Annotated in this window: 15 protein-coding genes; 11 read left to right on the plus strand and 4 right to left on the minus strand. The window is 42.0% G+C overall.

Annotation, left to right across the window (positions count from 1 at the left end; all coding sequences use genetic code 11):
* The first annotated feature begins 6 nt into the window (after positions 1-6).
* From murD to pheA, 11 genes are all read left to right on the plus strand, one after another.
* The gene (murD, locus tag KPF51_RS01760; protein ID WP_005723037.1) at positions 7-1311 is read left to right on the plus strand and encodes a UDP-N-acetylmuramoyl-L-alanine--D-glutamate ligase; all 1305 of its coding nucleotides are present in this window, start codon (positions 7-9) and stop codon (positions 1309-1311) included.
* Positions 1312-1322: 11 nt separating this feature from the next.
* Entirely contained in the window at positions 1323-2513 is a 1191-nt protein-coding gene (ftsW, locus tag KPF51_RS01765; protein ID WP_005723039.1) for a putative lipid II flippase FtsW, read from the plus strand.
* A gap of 77 nt (positions 2514-2590) precedes the next feature.
* Complete coding sequence (murG, locus tag KPF51_RS01770; RefSeq protein ID WP_005723040.1) at positions 2591-3655, plus strand: undecaprenyldiphospho-muramoylpentapeptide beta-N-acetylglucosaminyltransferase; 1065 nt, start codon at positions 2591-2593, stop codon at positions 3653-3655.
* 10 nt (positions 3656-3665) lie between these two features.
* The gene (gene murC, locus KPF51_RS01775; RefSeq protein ID WP_005723042.1) at positions 3666-5114 is read left to right on the plus strand and encodes a UDP-N-acetylmuramate--L-alanine ligase; all 1449 of its coding nucleotides are present in this window, start codon (positions 3666-3668) and stop codon (positions 5112-5114) included.
* 8 nt (positions 5115-5122) lie between these two features.
* Positions 5123-6052, plus strand: coding sequence for a D-alanine--D-alanine ligase (locus KPF51_RS01780; protein WP_005723044.1), 930 nt, complete (start codon positions 5123-5125; stop codon positions 6050-6052).
* On the plus strand, positions 6049-6825 hold the full coding sequence (locus KPF51_RS01785; protein ID WP_005723047.1) for a cell division protein FtsQ/DivIB: 777 nt from the start codon (positions 6049-6051) through the stop codon (positions 6823-6825). Before KPF51_RS01780 ends, KPF51_RS01785 begins: the two co-directional genes overlap by 4 nt.
* A 25-nt stretch (positions 6826-6850) precedes the next feature.
* A complete protein-coding gene (gene ftsA / locus KPF51_RS01790; RefSeq protein ID WP_005723049.1) occupies positions 6851-8131 on the plus strand; it encodes a cell division protein FtsA in 1281 nt (426 codons plus the stop codon).
* Positions 8132-8215: 84 nt separating this feature from the next.
* Positions 8216-9520, plus strand: a complete 1305-nt coding sequence (gene ftsZ, locus KPF51_RS01795) for a cell division protein FtsZ (protein WP_005723050.1) — start codon at positions 8216-8218, stop codon at positions 9518-9520.
* A gap of 45 nt (positions 9521-9565) precedes the next feature.
* Complete coding sequence (lpxC, locus tag KPF51_RS01800) at positions 9566-10483, plus strand: UDP-3-O-acyl-N-acetylglucosamine deacetylase (RefSeq protein WP_005723052.1); 918 nt, start codon at positions 9566-9568, stop codon at positions 10481-10483.
* A 152-nt stretch (positions 10484-10635) separates the two neighbouring features.
* Positions 10636-11787 (plus strand): iron-containing alcohol dehydrogenase, encoded by a 1152-nt coding sequence (locus KPF51_RS01805; RefSeq protein WP_005723054.1) that lies wholly within the window; start codon positions 10636-10638, stop codon positions 11785-11787.
* Between the two features lie 54 nt (positions 11788-11841).
* Positions 11842-13005, plus strand: coding sequence for a prephenate dehydratase (gene pheA, locus KPF51_RS01810; RefSeq protein ID WP_010906505.1), 1164 nt, complete (start codon positions 11842-11844; stop codon positions 13003-13005).
* Between the two features lie 14 nt (positions 13006-13019).
* Here the strand turns inward: pheA and KPF51_RS01815 are convergent, their stop codons facing one another.
* The 4 genes from KPF51_RS01815 to rbsC form a co-directional block, all read right to left on the minus strand.
* Positions 13020-14033, minus strand: coding sequence for a substrate-binding domain-containing protein (locus tag KPF51_RS01815; RefSeq protein ID WP_005720235.1), 1014 nt, complete (start codon positions 14031-14033; stop codon positions 13020-13022).
* A gap of 83 nt (positions 14034-14116) precedes the next feature.
* Complete coding sequence (gene rbsK / locus KPF51_RS01820) at positions 14117-15037, minus strand: ribokinase (protein WP_005723058.1); 921 nt, start codon at positions 15035-15037, stop codon at positions 14117-14119.
* Between the two features lie 83 nt (positions 15038-15120).
* Positions 15121-16008 (minus strand): ribose ABC transporter substrate-binding protein RbsB, encoded by an 888-nt coding sequence (rbsB, locus tag KPF51_RS01825; protein WP_005723060.1) that lies wholly within the window; start codon positions 16006-16008, stop codon positions 15121-15123.
* 27 nt (positions 16009-16035) lie between these two features.
* Positions 16036-17004: a ribose ABC transporter permease gene (gene rbsC, locus KPF51_RS01830; RefSeq protein WP_005723062.1), complete on the minus strand. Its 969-nt coding sequence runs from the start codon at positions 17002-17004 to the stop codon at positions 16036-16038.
* Between the last annotated feature and the right edge of the window lie 8 nt (positions 17005-17012).

Below are 17012 nucleotides of genomic sequence, written 5' to 3' on the forward strand. Positions count from 1 at the left end.
TATCTTATGCAAACGTCTTATAAAAATAAAAAAGTTACCGTGATTGGTTTGGGGAAAACAGGGCTATCTTGTGTTGATTTCCTACTGGCAAAACAAGCGGATGTGCGTGTGATTGATACGAGAATGCAGCCTGCAGGGGCGGAACAATTGGCAAAAAATGTACCGTTGCATACTGGCAGTTTAAACCAACAATGGTTACTCGAGAGTGATCTGATTATTATTAGTCCAGGATTAGCGGTCAAAACACCAGAAATTCAGACCGCACTTGCAGCAGGTATTGAGGTGATTGGCGATATTGAGTTGTTCTGCCGTGAAGCGAAAAAGCCGATTATTGCGATTACGGGCTCAAATGGCAAAAGCACTGTGACATCACTTGTTGCGCACATGGTAAATGCGACGGGTTTGAAGGTTGGCATGGGCGGTAATATTGGTATTCCTGCACTGTCGTTATTAGAACAAGCACATGATATGTATGTATTGGAATTATCCAGTTTCCAACTAGAAACGACATACAGCTTAAAAGCCACTTCTGCAACGGTGTTAAATATTAGTGAAGATCACATGAATCGCTATGTGGACTTAGAAGACTATCGCCAAGCAAAATTAAAAATCTATCATCATGCCCAAACTGCGGTGATTAATGCGGAAGATGCACTAACCGCAATGGACGGATTAAAAAATGGAGTAAGCTTTGGCGAAGACAATGCTGATTATTGGTTAAAAACCGAAAAAGGGCGGTCATATTTGATGGCGAAAGACGAACGGGTGTTGGCTTGTGATGAGATGAAATTAGTTGGACGTCATAACTATATGAATGCACTGGCGGCCATCGCATTAGCACAGGCTGCCGGTATTCCATTAGAGAGTATTCGTCGTGCATTGCGTGAGTTTAACGGGCTAGATCACCGTTTCCAATTAGCTCATTTTGCCCATGGTGTACGCTGGGTGAATGATTCAAAAGCCACCAATGTGGGCAGTACTGTTGCCGCGTTAACTGGCTTACAGTTAAACGGGACATTGCATTTGTTACTCGGTGGTGATGGTAAAGGTGCGGATTTTTCGGAATTAGCCAGTTTAATTAATCAACCGAATATTATTTGCTATTGTTTTGGTCAAGATGGCGAACAACTTGCAGCACTCTCGCCAAGAAGTCAACGTTTTAGCACAATGGAAGAAGCGATCAACGCCTTACGCCCAACCTTGTCAGCAGGTGATATGGTTTTACTTTCTCCTGCTTGTGCCAGTTTAGATCAGTTTAGCAGTTTCGAACAACGTGGTGATGAATTTACACGTTTAGCAAAAGTAAGTTAGGTGAAAGCAGTATGCCATTTTTAGATAAAGTAAAGCAGCAATATGAGGATTGGACGCGTATCACACCGAGCAATTTGTTATACGATCGTGCCTTGCTGTTGCTCTTTTTTGTTTTACTTTTAATTGGCTTATTGGCCGTTTCTTCTGCGTCTATTCCAGTGGGAACCCGCTTATTTAAAGATCCGTTTTACTTCGCCAAGCGTGATGCGATTTATGTATTTCTTTCCTGTGTGACCTGTTATCTGTGTGTGCAAGTGCCAATGGAGAAATGGGAACAATGGCATGTCCGCTTATTTGCTTTTGCTATTTTTCTGTTGATTCTAGTACTTATTCCTGGCATTGGCTTATCCGTAAATGGGGCGCGTCGTTGGATTCCGATGGTGTTATTTAACTTCCAGCCAGCAGAATTTGCGAAATTGGCGCTGACGTGTTTTTTAGCCAGCTATTTTACGCGTAAATATGATGAGGTGAGAAGTCGTAAACTCAGTGCATTTAAGCCCTTTGCGTTGATGGGATTGATGGGACTCTTTTTATTATCACAGCCTGATCTCGGCAGTACCGTCGTTCTTTTTGTGATTACTTTCGGACTATTATTTATTGTTGGGGCTAACTTTTGGCAGTTTGTTGGGTTAATGGCGTTTGGTGGACTTTTGTTTGTGTGGTTAGTTTTATCTTCCGCTTATCGTTTAAAACGTTTCACGGGTTTTCTTGATCCTTTCAAAGATCCCTACGGTACCGGTTTCCAACTCTCTAACTCTTTAATGGCATTTGGGCGCGGTGAATGGGTAGGAGAAGGACTCGGGAATTCCATTCAAAAATTAGAATATTTACCTGAAGCGCATACTGACTTCGTGATGGCAGTAGTGGGCGAGGAGTTCGGTTTTTTAGGCATTTTAGTGATTGTGATATTACTCGGGCTGTTAATTTTCCGTGCCATGAAAATTGGGCGGGAATCCTTATTATTAGAACAACGCTTTAAAGGTTTCTTTGCCTTTGGTATCAGCTTTTGGATTTTCTTCCAAGGTTTTGTCAATTTAGGGATGTCTCTCGGCTTGTTACCTACCAAAGGTTTAACCTTTCCGCTCATCAGTTATGGTGGCTCCAGTTTAATTATTATGTCTATGACCATTGGCTTGTTACTGCGAATTGATCATGAAAATCGATTAATGCGAATTGGGCAAGCACGTTTACGGGATGATTAAAATTTACAAAAAACGACCGCACTTTGAAGGCAAAAATCACGTGGTTTTTGTGGGTGCATAAAGCAAAGGGACGGGATGTGAGCGAACAAAAGAAAAGATTATTAGTCATGGCAGGTGGGACCGGAGGGCATGTTTTCCCTGCGATTGCGGTGGCACAATATTTACAACAACAAGGGTGGGATATTTGTTGGTTAGGGACGGCGGATCGTATGGAAGCGCAATTAGTGCCAAAACATCATATCCCTATTCAATTTATCCAAATTTCAGGCTTACGCGGTAAAGGGATAAAAGCTTTACTGAGTGCGCCTTTTAGTATTTTTAGAGCAATATTACAGGCACGTAAAATTATTAAAGCTTATCAACCGCATGCTGTATTAGGCATGGGGGGCTATGTGTCTGGTCCGGGTGGCATTGCGGCAAAATTATGTGGCATCCCTGTGATTTTACATGAGCAAAATGCGGTAGCAGGCTTAACCAATAGTTGGTTAGCAAAAATTGCCAGACGTGTTTTACAAGCCTTTCCAACTGCGTTTCCCAATGCGGAAGTAGTTGGTAATCCCGTACGACAAACATTGTTTTCTCAACCTACGCCAGAACAACGTTTTGCAGGGCGAGAAGGGAAATTACGTGTACTCGTGGTAGGCGGTAGTCAGGGCGCAAGAGTCCTTAATCAAACGTTGCCCAATGTTGTTGCACAATTATCCGACAAACTTGAAGTTCGTCATCAAGTTGGGCAAGGTGCCGTTGAGCAAGTCACGACATTGTATCCAGAACATGCTTCGGTCACCATCACGGAATTTATTGATAATATGGCAGACGCCTATGCTTGGGCAGATATCGTCATTTGTCGTTCAGGTGCTTTAACCGTAAGTGAACTTGCTGCAGTAGGCGCAGCAGCGATTTTTGTGCCATTTCAGCATAAAGATCAACAACAGTATTTAAATGCGAAATATTTAGCGGATGCCGGTGCGGCAACCATTATTCCACAAGCAGAATTGACTGCGGAGAAATTAGTGAGTGTATTAACGCAATTCGATCGTGAAACCTTGCAACAAATGGCAATTAAAGCAAAAGCCATGGCAACCCCACTCGCCGCACAACGTGTCGCGGAAGTGATTATCGAAGAAGCGAATCAAGATTAGGAACGTGTAAATGATGAATTCAAAATGTGGTAAAGCTTTTCAGCAACGGGTAAGAGATATGATCCCGGAAATGCGCCGTGTTCGTCAGATCCATTTTGTTGGTATTGGCGGCGCTGGTATGGGCGGAATTGCAGAAGTGTTATTAAATGAAGGTTATTTTGTCACTGGCTCGGATATTATGGAAAGTGCGGTCACGGCACGCTTAACGTCCTTAGGTGCCAAGATTGCTTTCTCGCATGCGGCAGAGAATATCGATGGGGCAAGTGTGGTTGTGGTGTCAAGTGCGATAAGAGCAGATAATGTTGAAGTCGTCGCAGCGCAAGAAAGACGTATTCCGGTTATTCAGCGTGCACAAATGTTGGCTGAAATTATGCGTTTTCGTCATGGTATTGCGGTGGCGGGTACACATGGTAAGACGACGACTACAGCAATGATTTCAATGATTTATGCTGAAGCAGGCTTGGATCCGACTTTCGTAAATGGCGGATTAGTGAAGTCTGCAGGGACAAATGCCCATTTAGGTTGTAGCCGTTACTTAATTGCCGAAGCAGATGAAAGTGATGCTTCATTTTTACATTTGCAGCCTATGGTGTCTGTAGTCACTAACATTGAACCCGATCATATGGAAACGTATCACGGCAGTTTTGAAGAGATGAAACACACCTATGTGAATTTCTTACATAATTTGCCATTTTATGGACTGGCGGTGTTGTGTGCGGATGATGATGTATTAACTGAACTGACACCCAAAGTTGGACGCCAAGTGATTACCTATGGCTTCAGTGAAAAAGCGGATTATCGCATTGAAGATTATCAGCAAACAGGATTCCAAGGGCACTACACTGTCATTACGCCAAGTGGTGAGCGCATTGATGTGTTGTTGAATGTACCAGGTCGCCATAATGCATTGAATGCCACGGCGGCGCTAGTGGTAGCGAAAGAAGAAGGTATTGGTAATGAAGCGATTCTTGCAGCCTTAGCCGATTTCCAAGGAGCAGGACGTCGATTTGATCAACTTGGTCAATTTATTCGTCCAAATGGCAAGGTGATGTTAGTCGATGATTATGGTCATCATCCAACGGAAGTGGGCGTGACCATTCAAGCCGCACGCCAAGGTTGGGAAAATAAGCGTATTGCGATGATTTTTCAACCGCATCGTTATTCAAGAACACGTGACTTATTTGATGATTTTGTCCAAGTGCTTTCGCAAGTGGATGTCTTAATTATGTTAGATGTGTATGCGGCTGGTGAAACGCCGATTGCCGGCGCAGATAGCCGTTCTTTGTGTCGTTCTATTCGTAACTTAGGTAAGGTCGATCCTATTTTTGTCTCTGACCATCGTCAGTTAGGAGAGATTCTAGATCAAGTTTTACAAGATGGGGATTTAATTTTGGCACAGGGTGCGGGTAATGTAAGTAAAATTGCGCGTCAATTAGCAGAAACTTGGACCAAAGAATAGGTGGTACAATGAAAAAAACATTAAAACAAGAAAAAATTGCAGTGTTATTAGGGGGCACTTCAGCAGAGCGTGAGGTTTCTTTGGATTCAGGTCAGGCGGTGCTCAATGCGTTACTGAGTGCTGGCTTTGATGCTCACCCTATCGATCCGAAAACTTTTCCTGTAGCGACTTTAAAAGAACAGGGTTTTGATCGCGTTTTTAATATTTTACATGGTCGTGGCGGTGAAGATGGCACCATGCAGGGACTATTAGAACAGATTGGTATCCCCTACACGGGGTGTGGCGTCATGACCTCAGCACTGACAATGGATAAAATGCGAACAAAAATGCTGTGGAAAGCTTTTGGTTTGCCAGTTGCTGAGATGGAAATTGTGACAAAAGCCAATGTGGGAGAACTTAATCCTAGTGCTGTTGTCGAAAAGTTAGGCTTACCTGTAATGGTGAAACCTTCATTAGAAGGCTCTAGTGTAGGGTTAACCAAAGTAAAACGGGTGGAAGATCTGAAAAGTGCGGTCGATTTTGCCTTAAAATACGATGATACGGTCTTAATTGAAGAGTGGTTATCCGGTGCCGAATTTACGGTTCCTGTATTAGATAATGAAGTGCTACCTTCTATTCGTATTGTGCCAGAGGGTGAATTTTATGATTATGAAGCGAAGTACATTTCAGATAATACCCAATATTTTTGTCCATCTGGCTTAAGTGCTGAACGTGAAGATGAATTAAAACAATTGGTGAAACAAGCTTATGATGTGGTGGGATGCCGTGGTTGGAGCCGTATTGATGTGATGTTAGATGGCAATGATGCGTTCCGTTTAGTGGAAGTGAATACTAACCCGGGCATGACAAGTCATAGTTTATTTCCTAAATCCGCTGCAACAGTCGGCTATTCATTTGAGCAACTGGTTGTGAAGATTTTGGAGTTGAGTGCTGAATGAAAGGCTTAAAACGTAAAACAACACAGGGCGTTAAAAAAAGCAATGAGACCAAGATAGGGATGATAAAGAACCTTAAATTGGCCTTTTTGCTATGTTGTATTGCTGTGTTTTTTTATGCTTATGCAAACTGGCAGCAGCTTATGGATAAACTTGATAGTAAACCCATTAGTGCCTTTATTTTAACGGGAACACCGACGTTTACCACTTACGATGATATTCGTGATGTAGTATTGAAAATGGGCGATTTAAAAGGTTTTTTTGGTCAAGACATTGATGCCGTACGCGAACAAATTGAAACCATGCCTTGGATAAAAGGGGCGGTGGTACGCAAAATATGGCCAGATAAACTCAGTATTGCCTTAGCGGAACATACGCCAATTGCGATTTGGAACGACGCTGAATTTCTCTCAAGCGATGGGGCAATTTTCCAATTACCTTTTGATAAATTAAAAGAAAAAAATTTACCGCACTTGTCAGGACCCGATTATCAAAGTGCGAAAGTATTACAAGCGTGGAATCAAGTGTATCTCAATTTAAAAGAGAAAGGGTTAGCGCTAAAGGCAATCGCCATTGATGATCGCGGCGCATGGCAAATTGTACTTGATAATAATCTTGTATTAAAATTAGGCAGAGGAGAATGGAAAGCAAAATTAGATCGTTTTGTGACCATTTACCCACAAATTGAGATACCTGAAAATAAAAAATTATCTTATGTCGATTTGCGATATAGTGTTGGGGCAGCAGTAGGATTTTCAGAGGCTGACATAAATTAGTTTTAGACGATGTAAAGTGATAAAAATGGCAAAAATTGTGGAATCAAAAATTATTGTTGGATTAGAGGTGGGGACATCTAAAGTCGTGGCTTTAGTCGGTGAACTTTTACCTGATGGCGTAGTGAATATTTTAGGAGTTGGCAGTTGTCCTGCTAAAGGCATTGATAAGGGCAATATTACCGATTTAAATGCGGTTGTGACTTCAGTACAAAGAGCGATTGAATTAGCAGAGTCGGTGGCAGATTGTGAAATTATTAGTGTTACGTTAGCGATAACTGGTCAACATATTCAAAGTTGGAATGACAGTGGTGCTGCGCCGATTGCAGATACAGAAGTGACACAAGAAGATATTGATGCGGCCTTGCATACAGCGAGTTCAATCAAAATGCCAGAAGGATTAGTGGTGTTGCATCGTTTGCCACAAGAATATGCCGTTGATCAGCAAAAAAATATTAAGAATCCACTGGGTTTTCAAGGTGGTCGTTTAACTTCTAATGTGCATTTAATTGCTTGCCACCAAGATTGGCTAAATAACTTACGTCAAGCGGTTGAACGCTGTAAACTGAAAATTGACAAAGTGATTTTCTCTGGAATTGCAACAAGCCATTCGGTGTTAACTGAAGATGAGAAAGATTTAGGGGTGTGCTTGATTGATTTTGGTGCAGGTACCATGGAAGTGATGGTGTATACCAATGGTGCATTACGTTTCAGTAAAGTCATCCCTTATGCTGGCAATCGTGTGACTGATGATATTGCGTATGATTTAACAACCTCTCGTGTTGAAGCTGAGAATATTAAAGTCAAATACGGTAGTGCGGTGACACCACCAAGACAAAACCCAGAAGAACAATTTGATGTTATGAGTATTGATGGCAGTGTGATTGAGCGTTGTTCAAAAACACGTTTATCTAATGTCACCGCGGGGCGTTATCGTGAGATTCTTGAATTAGTCAAAGAAGAACTCATTCAGCTTAAATATGATTTAGAAAGTAAACAAATGAAATTTGAGTTAATCGCGGGTATTGTTATCACCGGCGGTGGCGCGCAAATTAAAGACTTGAAAGAATGTGCAACGGATGTATTTGGTTTGCATGTACGTATTGGTAATCCACTCAATATTACTGGGGTTACTCATCTCGTAGAGAAAAAACCACAATATTCTACAGTACTTGGCTTATTACAGTATGAATATAGTAGCAATGATGAAAGCCCAATTAATGATGCTTATAGTAATGAAAGTGGTTTTTTTGGTTCCCTTTGGTCTGGAATGAAAAAAATTGCAAAGAAAGTAGGTTCAGAGTTTTGAGAATTCCTATTTTTCATCTACAATAAGAAATATTTAGGTTTTAATAATGTGCTAGCAGAGAATTAGCATTGACGGAGAATGAATATGTTTGAACCAGTAGATTATGATCTTGGTGAAATGGACGGAGCTCTCATTAAAGTTGTGGGCGTCGGTGGTGGTGGCGGTAACGCTGTTAACCACATGGTAGCCAATATGATTAAAAATGATATTGGTGGAACACTTTTAGATGAAGCAGTCATGAATTCAGATGAACATGGCAAAATTATTTTTTATGCTGTGAACACGGATGCACAAGCTTTACGTAAAAGCCAAGTTCAGCAAACCGTCCAAATTGGTGGTTCAACAACAAAAGGTTTAGGTGCAGGTGCCAATCCGAATGTTGGACGTAAAGCGGCAGAAGATGACCAAGAAGCTATTCGGGCGATGCTTGAAGGGGCAGATATGGTCTTTATCGCAGCGGGCATGGGCGGTGGTACAGGAACAGGTGCCGCGCCAATCGTTGCACAAATTGCTAAAGAACTGGGTATTTTAACTGTTGCTGTCGTCACAAAACCGTTCTCTTTTGAAGGCAAAAAACGGATGTTATTTGCTGAAATGGGGATTAAAGAACTTTCTAAACACGTCGATTCTCTGATTATTATTCCAAATGAGCAACTGGCTAAAGCGTTACCTAAAAATGCGACGTTGCTTCAAGCTTTCTCTGCGGCTAATGATGTGTTACGTAATTCTGTGACTGGGATTTCGGATATGATTACCTCTCCAGGGTTAATCAACGTGGACTTTGCTGACGTGCGTACGGTGATGTCAGAAATGGGACAAGCGATGATTGGCTTTGGTTCTTGTAAAGGTACGGCTGGCGAAGGTCGTGCTGAAGAAGCGACACGCATTGCAGTGAAAAGTGATTTATTAGAACGTGTTGATTTATCCGGCGCTAAAGGGGTATTAGTTAATATCACATCGGGTATGGATCTCGGGCTTGATGAATTTAATGTAGTCGGTAAGACCGTCGCTGAGTTTGCCTCAGAAGAAGCCACTGTTGTAATTGGTACCACGCTAGTGCCTGAAATGGTTGATGAAATTCGTGTGACCATTGTTGCGACAGGTATTGGCGATATTGAAGCGCCAGAGATGCCGATGCCACATCGTCAACAACAGCCTATTCAACACACGGTCGGTGAGTCAAGACCGTTACAACCCGCGAATTTGAGTGGTCATCCGACTCCAAGTTCTGGTTATGGGGCTCAGCAAGGGCATGTACCACCACGACCAACAGATTTAACCAAAACCAGTATTTTGGATACGCCAATCACAGCGCGTACATCAAATAACTTGCAAAAAGATGAAAATTTGTTTAATGTGCAAAATTTCATCCGCAATACAGATAAATAAATTGAAATTAACCTTGTTGTTATCACAATAAGTTAAGAGAAAGATATGATTAAGCAAAGAACATTAAAACAGAGCATTAAAGTCACCGGCGTAGGCTTACATAGTGGTAATAAAGTAACCTTGACGTTACGTCCCGCTATGGCAAATACGGGTGTCATCTACTGTCGTACGGATTTAAATCCGCCAGTGACGTTCCCGGCAAATGCCAATGCTGTACGTGATACAATGCTGTGTACTTGTTTAGTGAATGAAGAAGGCGTGCGTATTTCAACGGTTGAACATTTGAATGCCGCGTTAGCTGGATTAGGTATTGATAACGTGATTATTGAAGTGGATGCGCCGGAAATTCCAATTATGGATGGTAGCGCCAGTCCGTTTATTTACCTTTTACTTGATGCGGGTATTGAAGAGCAAAACGCAGCGAAAAAATTTATTCGCATCAAACAAAAAGTTCGTGTTGAGGATGGCGATAAATGGGCAGAGTTCACGCCATATAATGGATTCCGCTTAGACTTTACCATTGACTTTGAGCACCCTGCGATTGGTAAAGATGTGCGTAATTATGTGATGGATTTCTCCGCACAAGCCTTTGTTCAACAAATTAGCCGTGCAAGAACTTTTGGCTTTATGAAAGATATTGAATATCTTCAATCGCAAGGTTTAGCGCTAGGTGGCAGTTTAGATAATGCGATTGTGTTAGACGATTATCGTATTTTGAACGAAGACGGCTTACGTTTTAAAGATGAACTTGTACGTCATAAAATGTTAGATGCCATTGGTGATTTATACATGGCGGGTTATAACATTATCGGTGACTTTAAAGCCTATAAATCCGGTCATGGGCTAAATAACAAATTATTGCGTGCGGTTTTAGCTAATCAAGAAGCGTGGGAGTTTGTGACATTTGATGACAAACAAGCCGTTCCACATGGTTATGAAGCGCCAACACAAGTGCTGATTTAACGTTATTCATTTTGCATGAAAAAGCTATATTTCTCACGAAGTATAGCTTTTTTCTTTTTGATATTGTGGAGATTGATTTCCCAATATCCGTGTTATTTTATCTCATTGTGTGTTTAAGCGAGAACGCAATGAAAGAACAGAGGAGAACAATTATGCTTAACTTTACATTTCAATTACCTACCTTAGCACTTTTTGGCGAAGGACAAATTCAGGCGATTCGTGAGCATATTCCTCAAGATGCGCGGATTTTAGTCACAACAGGCGGTGGCAGTGTAAAGAAAAATGGCGTGTTTGCCCAAGTGGAAAATGCTTTGGCGGGGTTCTATTGGCGCGAGTTTTCGGGGATCGAACCTAACCCACGTTATGAAACGTTAATGAAAGCCATTGAGATTGTGAAACAAGAAAACTTAGATTTTATTTTAGCCGTAGGCGGTGGTTCGGTGCTCGATGGCAGTAAATTTATTGCAAGTGCGGTGAAGTTCGTAGGCGAACCTTGGGATATTTTAGCCAAACACCACCCCGTACAATATGCGTTACCCCTTGGATGCATTATGACATTGCCTGCAACAGGATCGGAAATGAATGGTTATGCGGTGATAAGTCGTCAACAAACTGGGGATAAATTGTCCTTTGCTTCCCCTTTAGTCCGACCTGTCTTTGCGGTATTAGATCCGACAACGACCTATTCTCTACCTGAAAAACAAACTGCCAATGGGGTGGTCGATGCTTTTGTGCATACGTTTGAGCAGTATATGACCTATCCTCAGCAAGCAAAAATTCAAGATCGCTTCGCTGAAGGTGTTTTTCAAACCTTAATTGAGGAAGGACCGAAAGTGTTAGCTAATCCAACAGATTATGATGCAAGAGCGAATATCATGTGGGCTGCGACCATGGCATTGAATGAGATTTTAGGTGTGGGTGTGGTACAAGATTGGGCATCACACGCGATTGGACACGAACTTACTGCTCTTTATGGTTTGGATCATGCTCAAACGCTCGCGATTATTGTGCCAGCCTTGATGCAGCATCAAAAAGCCAATAAGCGAGAAAAACTGATTCAATTTGCGCAACGTGTTTGGAATTATCAAGGTGATGAAGAACAGGCTATACAGGTTTCGATTGAAAAAACACGCCAATTTTTTGAACAAATGGGGGTAAAAACACGTTTTTCTGATTATGCTATTGATGATAGCCAATTTTCTGTTATTTTAGACAAATTAGCCGAACATCAGGCGTATAACTTAGGTGAACATCAACATTTAGATCGCCAAGCCGTTAACGAAATTCTATATGCCGCACTTTAAGAGGCAGTAAAGTGCGGTCCGTTTTTGCTAAATTTTCAGCCTACAGGAAAGGATATGTCTTTGGATTTAAGTGAGATTCGTCAACAGATCACACAACTTGATCGAAATTTATTGAAATTATTGTCAGAGCGTCATCGCTTAGCCTTTGATGTGGCGCGCAGTAAAGAAATCACGCAGAAACCCCTTCGTGATCTTGAGCGTGAACAACAATTGTTGCAAGAACTCATTCAATTTGCTGAAAATCAAAACTACCAATTAGAAGCACAATATATTACCGATATTTTTCAGCGTATTATTGAAGATTCCGTTGCCACACAACAAGTTTATTTGCAAAAAAAACTGAATGCGCAACGTGAACAGAATATCCATATTGCGTTTTTAGGCAAACGTGGCTCTTATTCACATTTGGCGGCGAGAAGTTATGCAACGCGTTATCAAGAAACCTTTGTGGAACTGAGCTGTCGCTCATTTGATGAGATTTTTGAGAAAGTCAGCGCAGGCGAGGCAGATTATGGTGTGTTACCTCTGGAAAATACCACGTCGGGTGCTATTAATGAAGTGTATGATTTATTGCAACATACCGATCTTTCTTTAGTAGGTGAGCTGGCGTATCCGATTCGGCATTGTGTCTTAGTGAATGGACAGGATGATTTGAATCAAATTGAAACATTATATAGTCATCCGCAAGTTATCCAACAATGTAGCCAATTTATTAAAGGCTTAGAACGTGTTCACATTGAATATTGTGAAAGCAGCTCTCATGCGATGCAATTAGTGGCAAGCTTAAATAAGCCGAATATTGCAGCGTTAGGAAATGCGGATGGCGGGGCGTTATACGGTTTAACGGTATTGAAATCAGATATAGCCAACCAACCCAACAATATTACTCGTTTCATTGTGGTAGCGAAGAAACCATTGCAAGTGTCACCACAGATTCACACGAAAACGCTATTGTTGATGACCACATCGCAACAAGCGGGGGCATTAGTTGATGCTTTATTCGTGTTTAAAAAGCATCAAATTAATATGACCAAACTGGAATCGCGTCCAATCTATGGTAAGCCATGGGAAGAAATGTTTTATCTTGAAATTGAGGCGAATATTCATAATCCGGAGACACAGCAAGCTTTAGACGAGCTAAAACAATATAGTCATTATTTAAAAGTATTGGGCTGTTATCCAAGTGAAATTATTAAGCCTGTTGAGCTCACACCTTAAATAAAACGTGGGATTTACCCACGTTTTTCTTGATACAGCTGTCTAACAGATTCTCGCCAAACTAATTGAGGTTCAAGTAATAATGTACGGTGTTTTGCTGTTGGATTTTTGATCCGCTGGAGTAAGGTTTCTACGGCTAATTTACCTAATTCCGCTTTAGGTTGATTGATCGTGGTTAGGGGCGGCGACATATATTCGGCTAAGGTAATATTATCGTAGCCGATGATAGAAATGTCTTGTGGAATATGGAGACCTTGATGCCAAACCGTTTGATACGCACCAAAGGCAATACTATCACTACAAGCAAAGACGGCAGTTGGGCGTGGCTGTAACGCGAGCACTTTCTCCATACCGCGTTTGCCGCCTTCAAAATCAAAATGGCTTTCAATGATACAGTCTTCGCGTAAGGGAATATTGGCTTCTTTTAGGGCTTTTTTGTAACCATCTAGTCGATTCTGTGCAAGTGACTTTTTTAAATTACCGGTAATAATCGCAATGTGTTGGTGCCCTTTTTCAATCAGCTGCTTAGTGGCTAAGTAACCACCATACTCGGAGTTTTCGTAAATTTTGTCCGCTTTTTCTTCTGTAGGCCACCAGTCCATTACCACAAAGGGTAAATTGACATTCAAATCTTTACCAATTTGAATACGGGCATCGGAACACATCAGTAACAAACCATCTACTTGCTTTTGAATGAGGGTTTGTAAATTATGGCGTAGGCGCTCCGTATCGCCCTCTGTGTTCGAGAGAATTAAATTATAGTGATGCTGGTGACAATATTGTTCTACGCCGCTGACGACTTCAGTAAAGAAAGGGTTATTGGTGGCGGTGACTAATAAGCCGATTGTTTTGGTTTCTTTGACTTTTAGACTGCGTGCGAGGGCGGAAGGTGTGTAATTCAGTTCCTTAACAACATGCATCACTTTATCGCGAATTTCATCGCTAACAAATCGAGAGTTATTAATGACATGGGAAACGGTTGACGTGGATACTTTCGCTATCCTTGCGATGTCTTTCATAGTTGCCATTGTAGTTTCTCTTATCGTGTAGCGAATGTTGCTAGGTCATTGAAAACGTGAAAAAAGTAGGGGTAAGTTTCCCCTACATGGTTTTAATGTGATTGTAAAAAGTTGAGGGTTTCTTGTCTAGTCGGAATTGAGGGTTGTGCGCCCGCTCTGGTGACGCTAATTGCTGCGGCAGCATGAGCAAAACGGATGGCATCAGCAAGCGGTTTATCTTCTAACAATGCAGTCATTAAAGCGCCATTAAACGTATCACCTGCGGCAGTTGTGTCTTTCGCATCGACACGAAAGGCTGCGACCATTTTGCCCGGCGTACCTTTCTGACTTGCATAAACCCCTTTTGAGCCTAAAGTGATGAGCACCGTTTCAATGCCTTTTTGATGAAAGAGAGCCGCCGCTTGCGCAGCAGAATGTTCGTCAACGACCTTCACCCCAGTCAAGATTTCAGTCTCTGTTTCATTAGGGGTAATCATGTCCAATTGCGTGAGTAACTCATCGGGAAGTGGCTGGGCCGGTGCCGGATTTAACACCACTTTAGTATTGGCTGATTTAGCCAATTTTGCCGCGAAAATGACCGCACTTAAAGGGGTTTCAAGTTGCATTAATAAAGTATCCGCTTGCGTAATTTTATCCGCAAATTGTTCAACGACAGTTTCCGTTAAATAAGCATTTGCTCCGGCGGCAATGACAATACTGTTTTCCCCGTGTGCGTTGACTTGAATCATGGCGATTCCTGTCATTTGATCGGCAATTTCTACAACGGCTTGTGTATTAATGCCATCTTGTTGGAAAGCCTTTTTCATTGCTTGTCCAATCGCATCATCACCAATACAAGCAATAAAATCAATATTGGCACCTAAGCGAGCAGCCGCAACAGCTTGGTTTGCACCTTTTCCTCCATACGCAATATGGTAATGATTGCCTGTGAGGGTTTCACCGGGTTTAGCAAAGTGTGGGACAGAAATGACATGATCGGCATTTACACTGCCAAGTACCGTTAATTTTTTCATATGTTCTTCGCTATTTTGTGTTTCATGTTGAGGTGATATAGGGCAAGCCCTAAGCTTGCCCCCATCGAAGCTTGATGATGATCTTATTTATGGATCACTTTTAAATCAACAGGAATTTTGGCTTCCACTTTTTCACCTTTCAAGACTTTATCTGCGGTTACCACGCCTAATGCACCAATTAAATCAGGTTGTTGAGCAATGGTCGCGGCCATTTTACCTGTTTGTACTGCTTTTACACCATCATCTGTACCGTCAAAGCCAACGACTAACACCTTTTTATTGGCTGCATTGATAGCACGTAATGCCCCTAATGCCATCTCGTCATTTTGAGCAAAGACGGCTTTAACATCCCCTTTGCTGGCTAACAAGTTTTCCATTACGTTAAGCCCTTTGGTACGGTCAAAGTCGGCGGGTTGGCTTGCAAGCACATCAAATTTATGAGCGTCAATCGCTTGTTTAAAGCCTTCTCCGCGTTCACGTGCTGCTGAGGTGCCCGCGATGCCTTCAAGTTGAATGACTTTTGCCCCTGCGCCAAGTTTTTCAGCGATAAAATCGCCCGCCATTTTTCCTCCAGCGACGTTATCAGACGCAATATGGCTGACGACGTCTCCCGCAACTGCACCACGGTCTAAAGTGATGACCGGAATTTTATTGCGATTTGCCATTTTCACGGCATTGACCACGGCTTCAGAATCAGTTGGGTTGATTAAAAGGACTTTTACCCCACGAACAGTTAAATCTTCTACGTTCGCTAATTCTTTTGCTGGATCGTTTTGTGAATCTAAAACAACCAATTTATAGCCCAGTTCATCGGCTTTTTTCTGTGCACCGTCTTTGAGTGTCACAAAGAAAGGGTTATCGAGCGTTGAAACAGCCAAAGCAATGGTTTCTTTAGCTAGTGCAGTGCCACTGACTGCCAAACTTAACATCAATGCTGAGGCTAACGTTGTGAGTTTTTGAAGTTTTTTCATTTGCATTCTCCTTACAGAGTGAGTGGGTTAAACTTTTTTGGTGCCTAAATAGTTATCCGCTAAAACCGCGACTAAGATAACTAATGCTTTTGCAATCATTTGATAGTAAGAGGAAATATCCAGTAAATTCAGCGCGTTATTTAAGAAACCAATAATCAATGCGCCAATTAAAGTGCCCATGACGCGTCCTTTTCCGCCCATTAAGCTCGTTCCGCCGACTACAACCGCGGCAATCGCATCAAGCTCATATGACACACCGGCAGTCGGTTGAGCAGAGGATAAACGTGAAGTGACAATCAGACCGGCAAGGGCAGATAAGAAGCCACTGACGGCAAAAACAAAGATTTTAATTTTATTGACGTTAATGCCAGATAATTGGGTGGCGGCTTCATTCCCCCCAAGTGCATAAATATAACGCCCAATACGTGTATGTTTTAATACATACCAAGAGGCAGCAAAGACAAATGCCATAATCCAAATTGGGACAGGGATACCGAATACATAACCCGTGCCTAACAGCGAAAACGTATCCGCACCTTCCGAAAAGCCTGTACTAATTGGGCGTCCATCGGTATAAACCATGGTCACACCACGTAATAAGGTCATGGTTACGAGAGTAGCAATGAAGGCTTGTACTTTGCCTTTCGCGACAATAACACCGCTGATCCCGCCCAGTAATGTACCAATCAAGAGCGTGATTGGAATGACGAGCAGTATTGGTAACTCAGTACTGACCATCGAGGCGGCAATAGCCCCCGTTAATGCAAGTACCGAACCGACCGAAAGATCGATCCCGGCAATCAAGATCACAAATGTCATCCCGACGGCAATAATTGCGTTGACTGAAGTTTGGCGTAAAATATTGAGAATATTATCCACACTGAAAAAGTCAGGATTGATCATTGAGACGATCGCAATCAGCACCAGTAAGGCAATGATGGAACGTTGTTCAATTAAGAATTTACCGAATTGGAATGGTTTTGCTTGAGTTGTCATAATAAATC

The sequence above is a fragment of the Pasteurella sp. XG20 genome (assembly GCF_018968665.1).
Taxonomy (GTDB): Bacteria; Pseudomonadota; Gammaproteobacteria; order Enterobacterales; family Pasteurellaceae; genus Pasteurella; species Pasteurella multocida.

Excerpts from the sequence above, each read along its gene's own strand:
- ftsZ (WP_005723050.1), top strand. The coding sequence starts at position 8,216 with ATGTTTGAACCAGTAGATTATGATCTTGGTGAAATGGACGGAGCTCTC.
- rbsK (WP_005723058.1), bottom strand. The coding sequence starts at position 15,037 with ATGAAAAAATTAACGGTACTTGGCAGTGTAAATGCCGATCATGTCATT.
- ftsA (WP_005723049.1), top strand. The coding sequence starts at position 6,851 with ATGGCAAAAATTGTGGAATCAAAAATTATTGTTGGATTAGAGGTGGGG.
- KPF51_RS01780 (WP_005723044.1), top strand. The coding sequence starts at position 5,123 with ATGAAAAAAACATTAAAACAAGAAAAAATTGCAGTGTTATTAGGGGGC.
- ftsW (WP_005723039.1), top strand. The coding sequence starts at position 1,323 with ATGCCATTTTTAGATAAAGTAAAGCAGCAATATGAGGATTGGACGCGT.
- rbsC (WP_005723062.1), bottom strand. The coding sequence starts at position 17,004 with ATGACAACTCAAGCAAAACCATTCCAATTCGGTAAATTCTTAATTGAA.
- rbsB (WP_005723060.1), bottom strand. The coding sequence starts at position 16,008 with ATGAAAAAACTTCAAAAACTCACAACGTTAGCCTCAGCATTGATGTTA.
- lpxC (WP_005723052.1), top strand. The coding sequence starts at position 9,566 with ATGATTAAGCAAAGAACATTAAAACAGAGCATTAAAGTCACCGGCGTA.
- murC (WP_005723042.1), top strand. The coding sequence starts at position 3,666 with ATGATGAATTCAAAATGTGGTAAAGCTTTTCAGCAACGGGTAAGAGAT.
- KPF51_RS01785 (WP_005723047.1), top strand. The coding sequence starts at position 6,049 with ATGAAAGGCTTAAAACGTAAAACAACACAGGGCGTTAAAAAAAGCAAT.
- murD (WP_005723037.1), top strand. The coding sequence starts at position 7 with ATGCAAACGTCTTATAAAAATAAAAAAGTTACCGTGATTGGTTTGGGG.
- pheA (WP_010906505.1), top strand. The coding sequence starts at position 11,842 with ATGTCTTTGGATTTAAGTGAGATTCGTCAACAGATCACACAACTTGAT.
- KPF51_RS01805 (WP_005723054.1), top strand. The coding sequence starts at position 10,636 with ATGCTTAACTTTACATTTCAATTACCTACCTTAGCACTTTTTGGCGAA.
- KPF51_RS01815 (WP_005720235.1), bottom strand. The coding sequence starts at position 14,033 with ATGGCAACTATGAAAGACATCGCAAGGATAGCGAAAGTATCCACGTCA.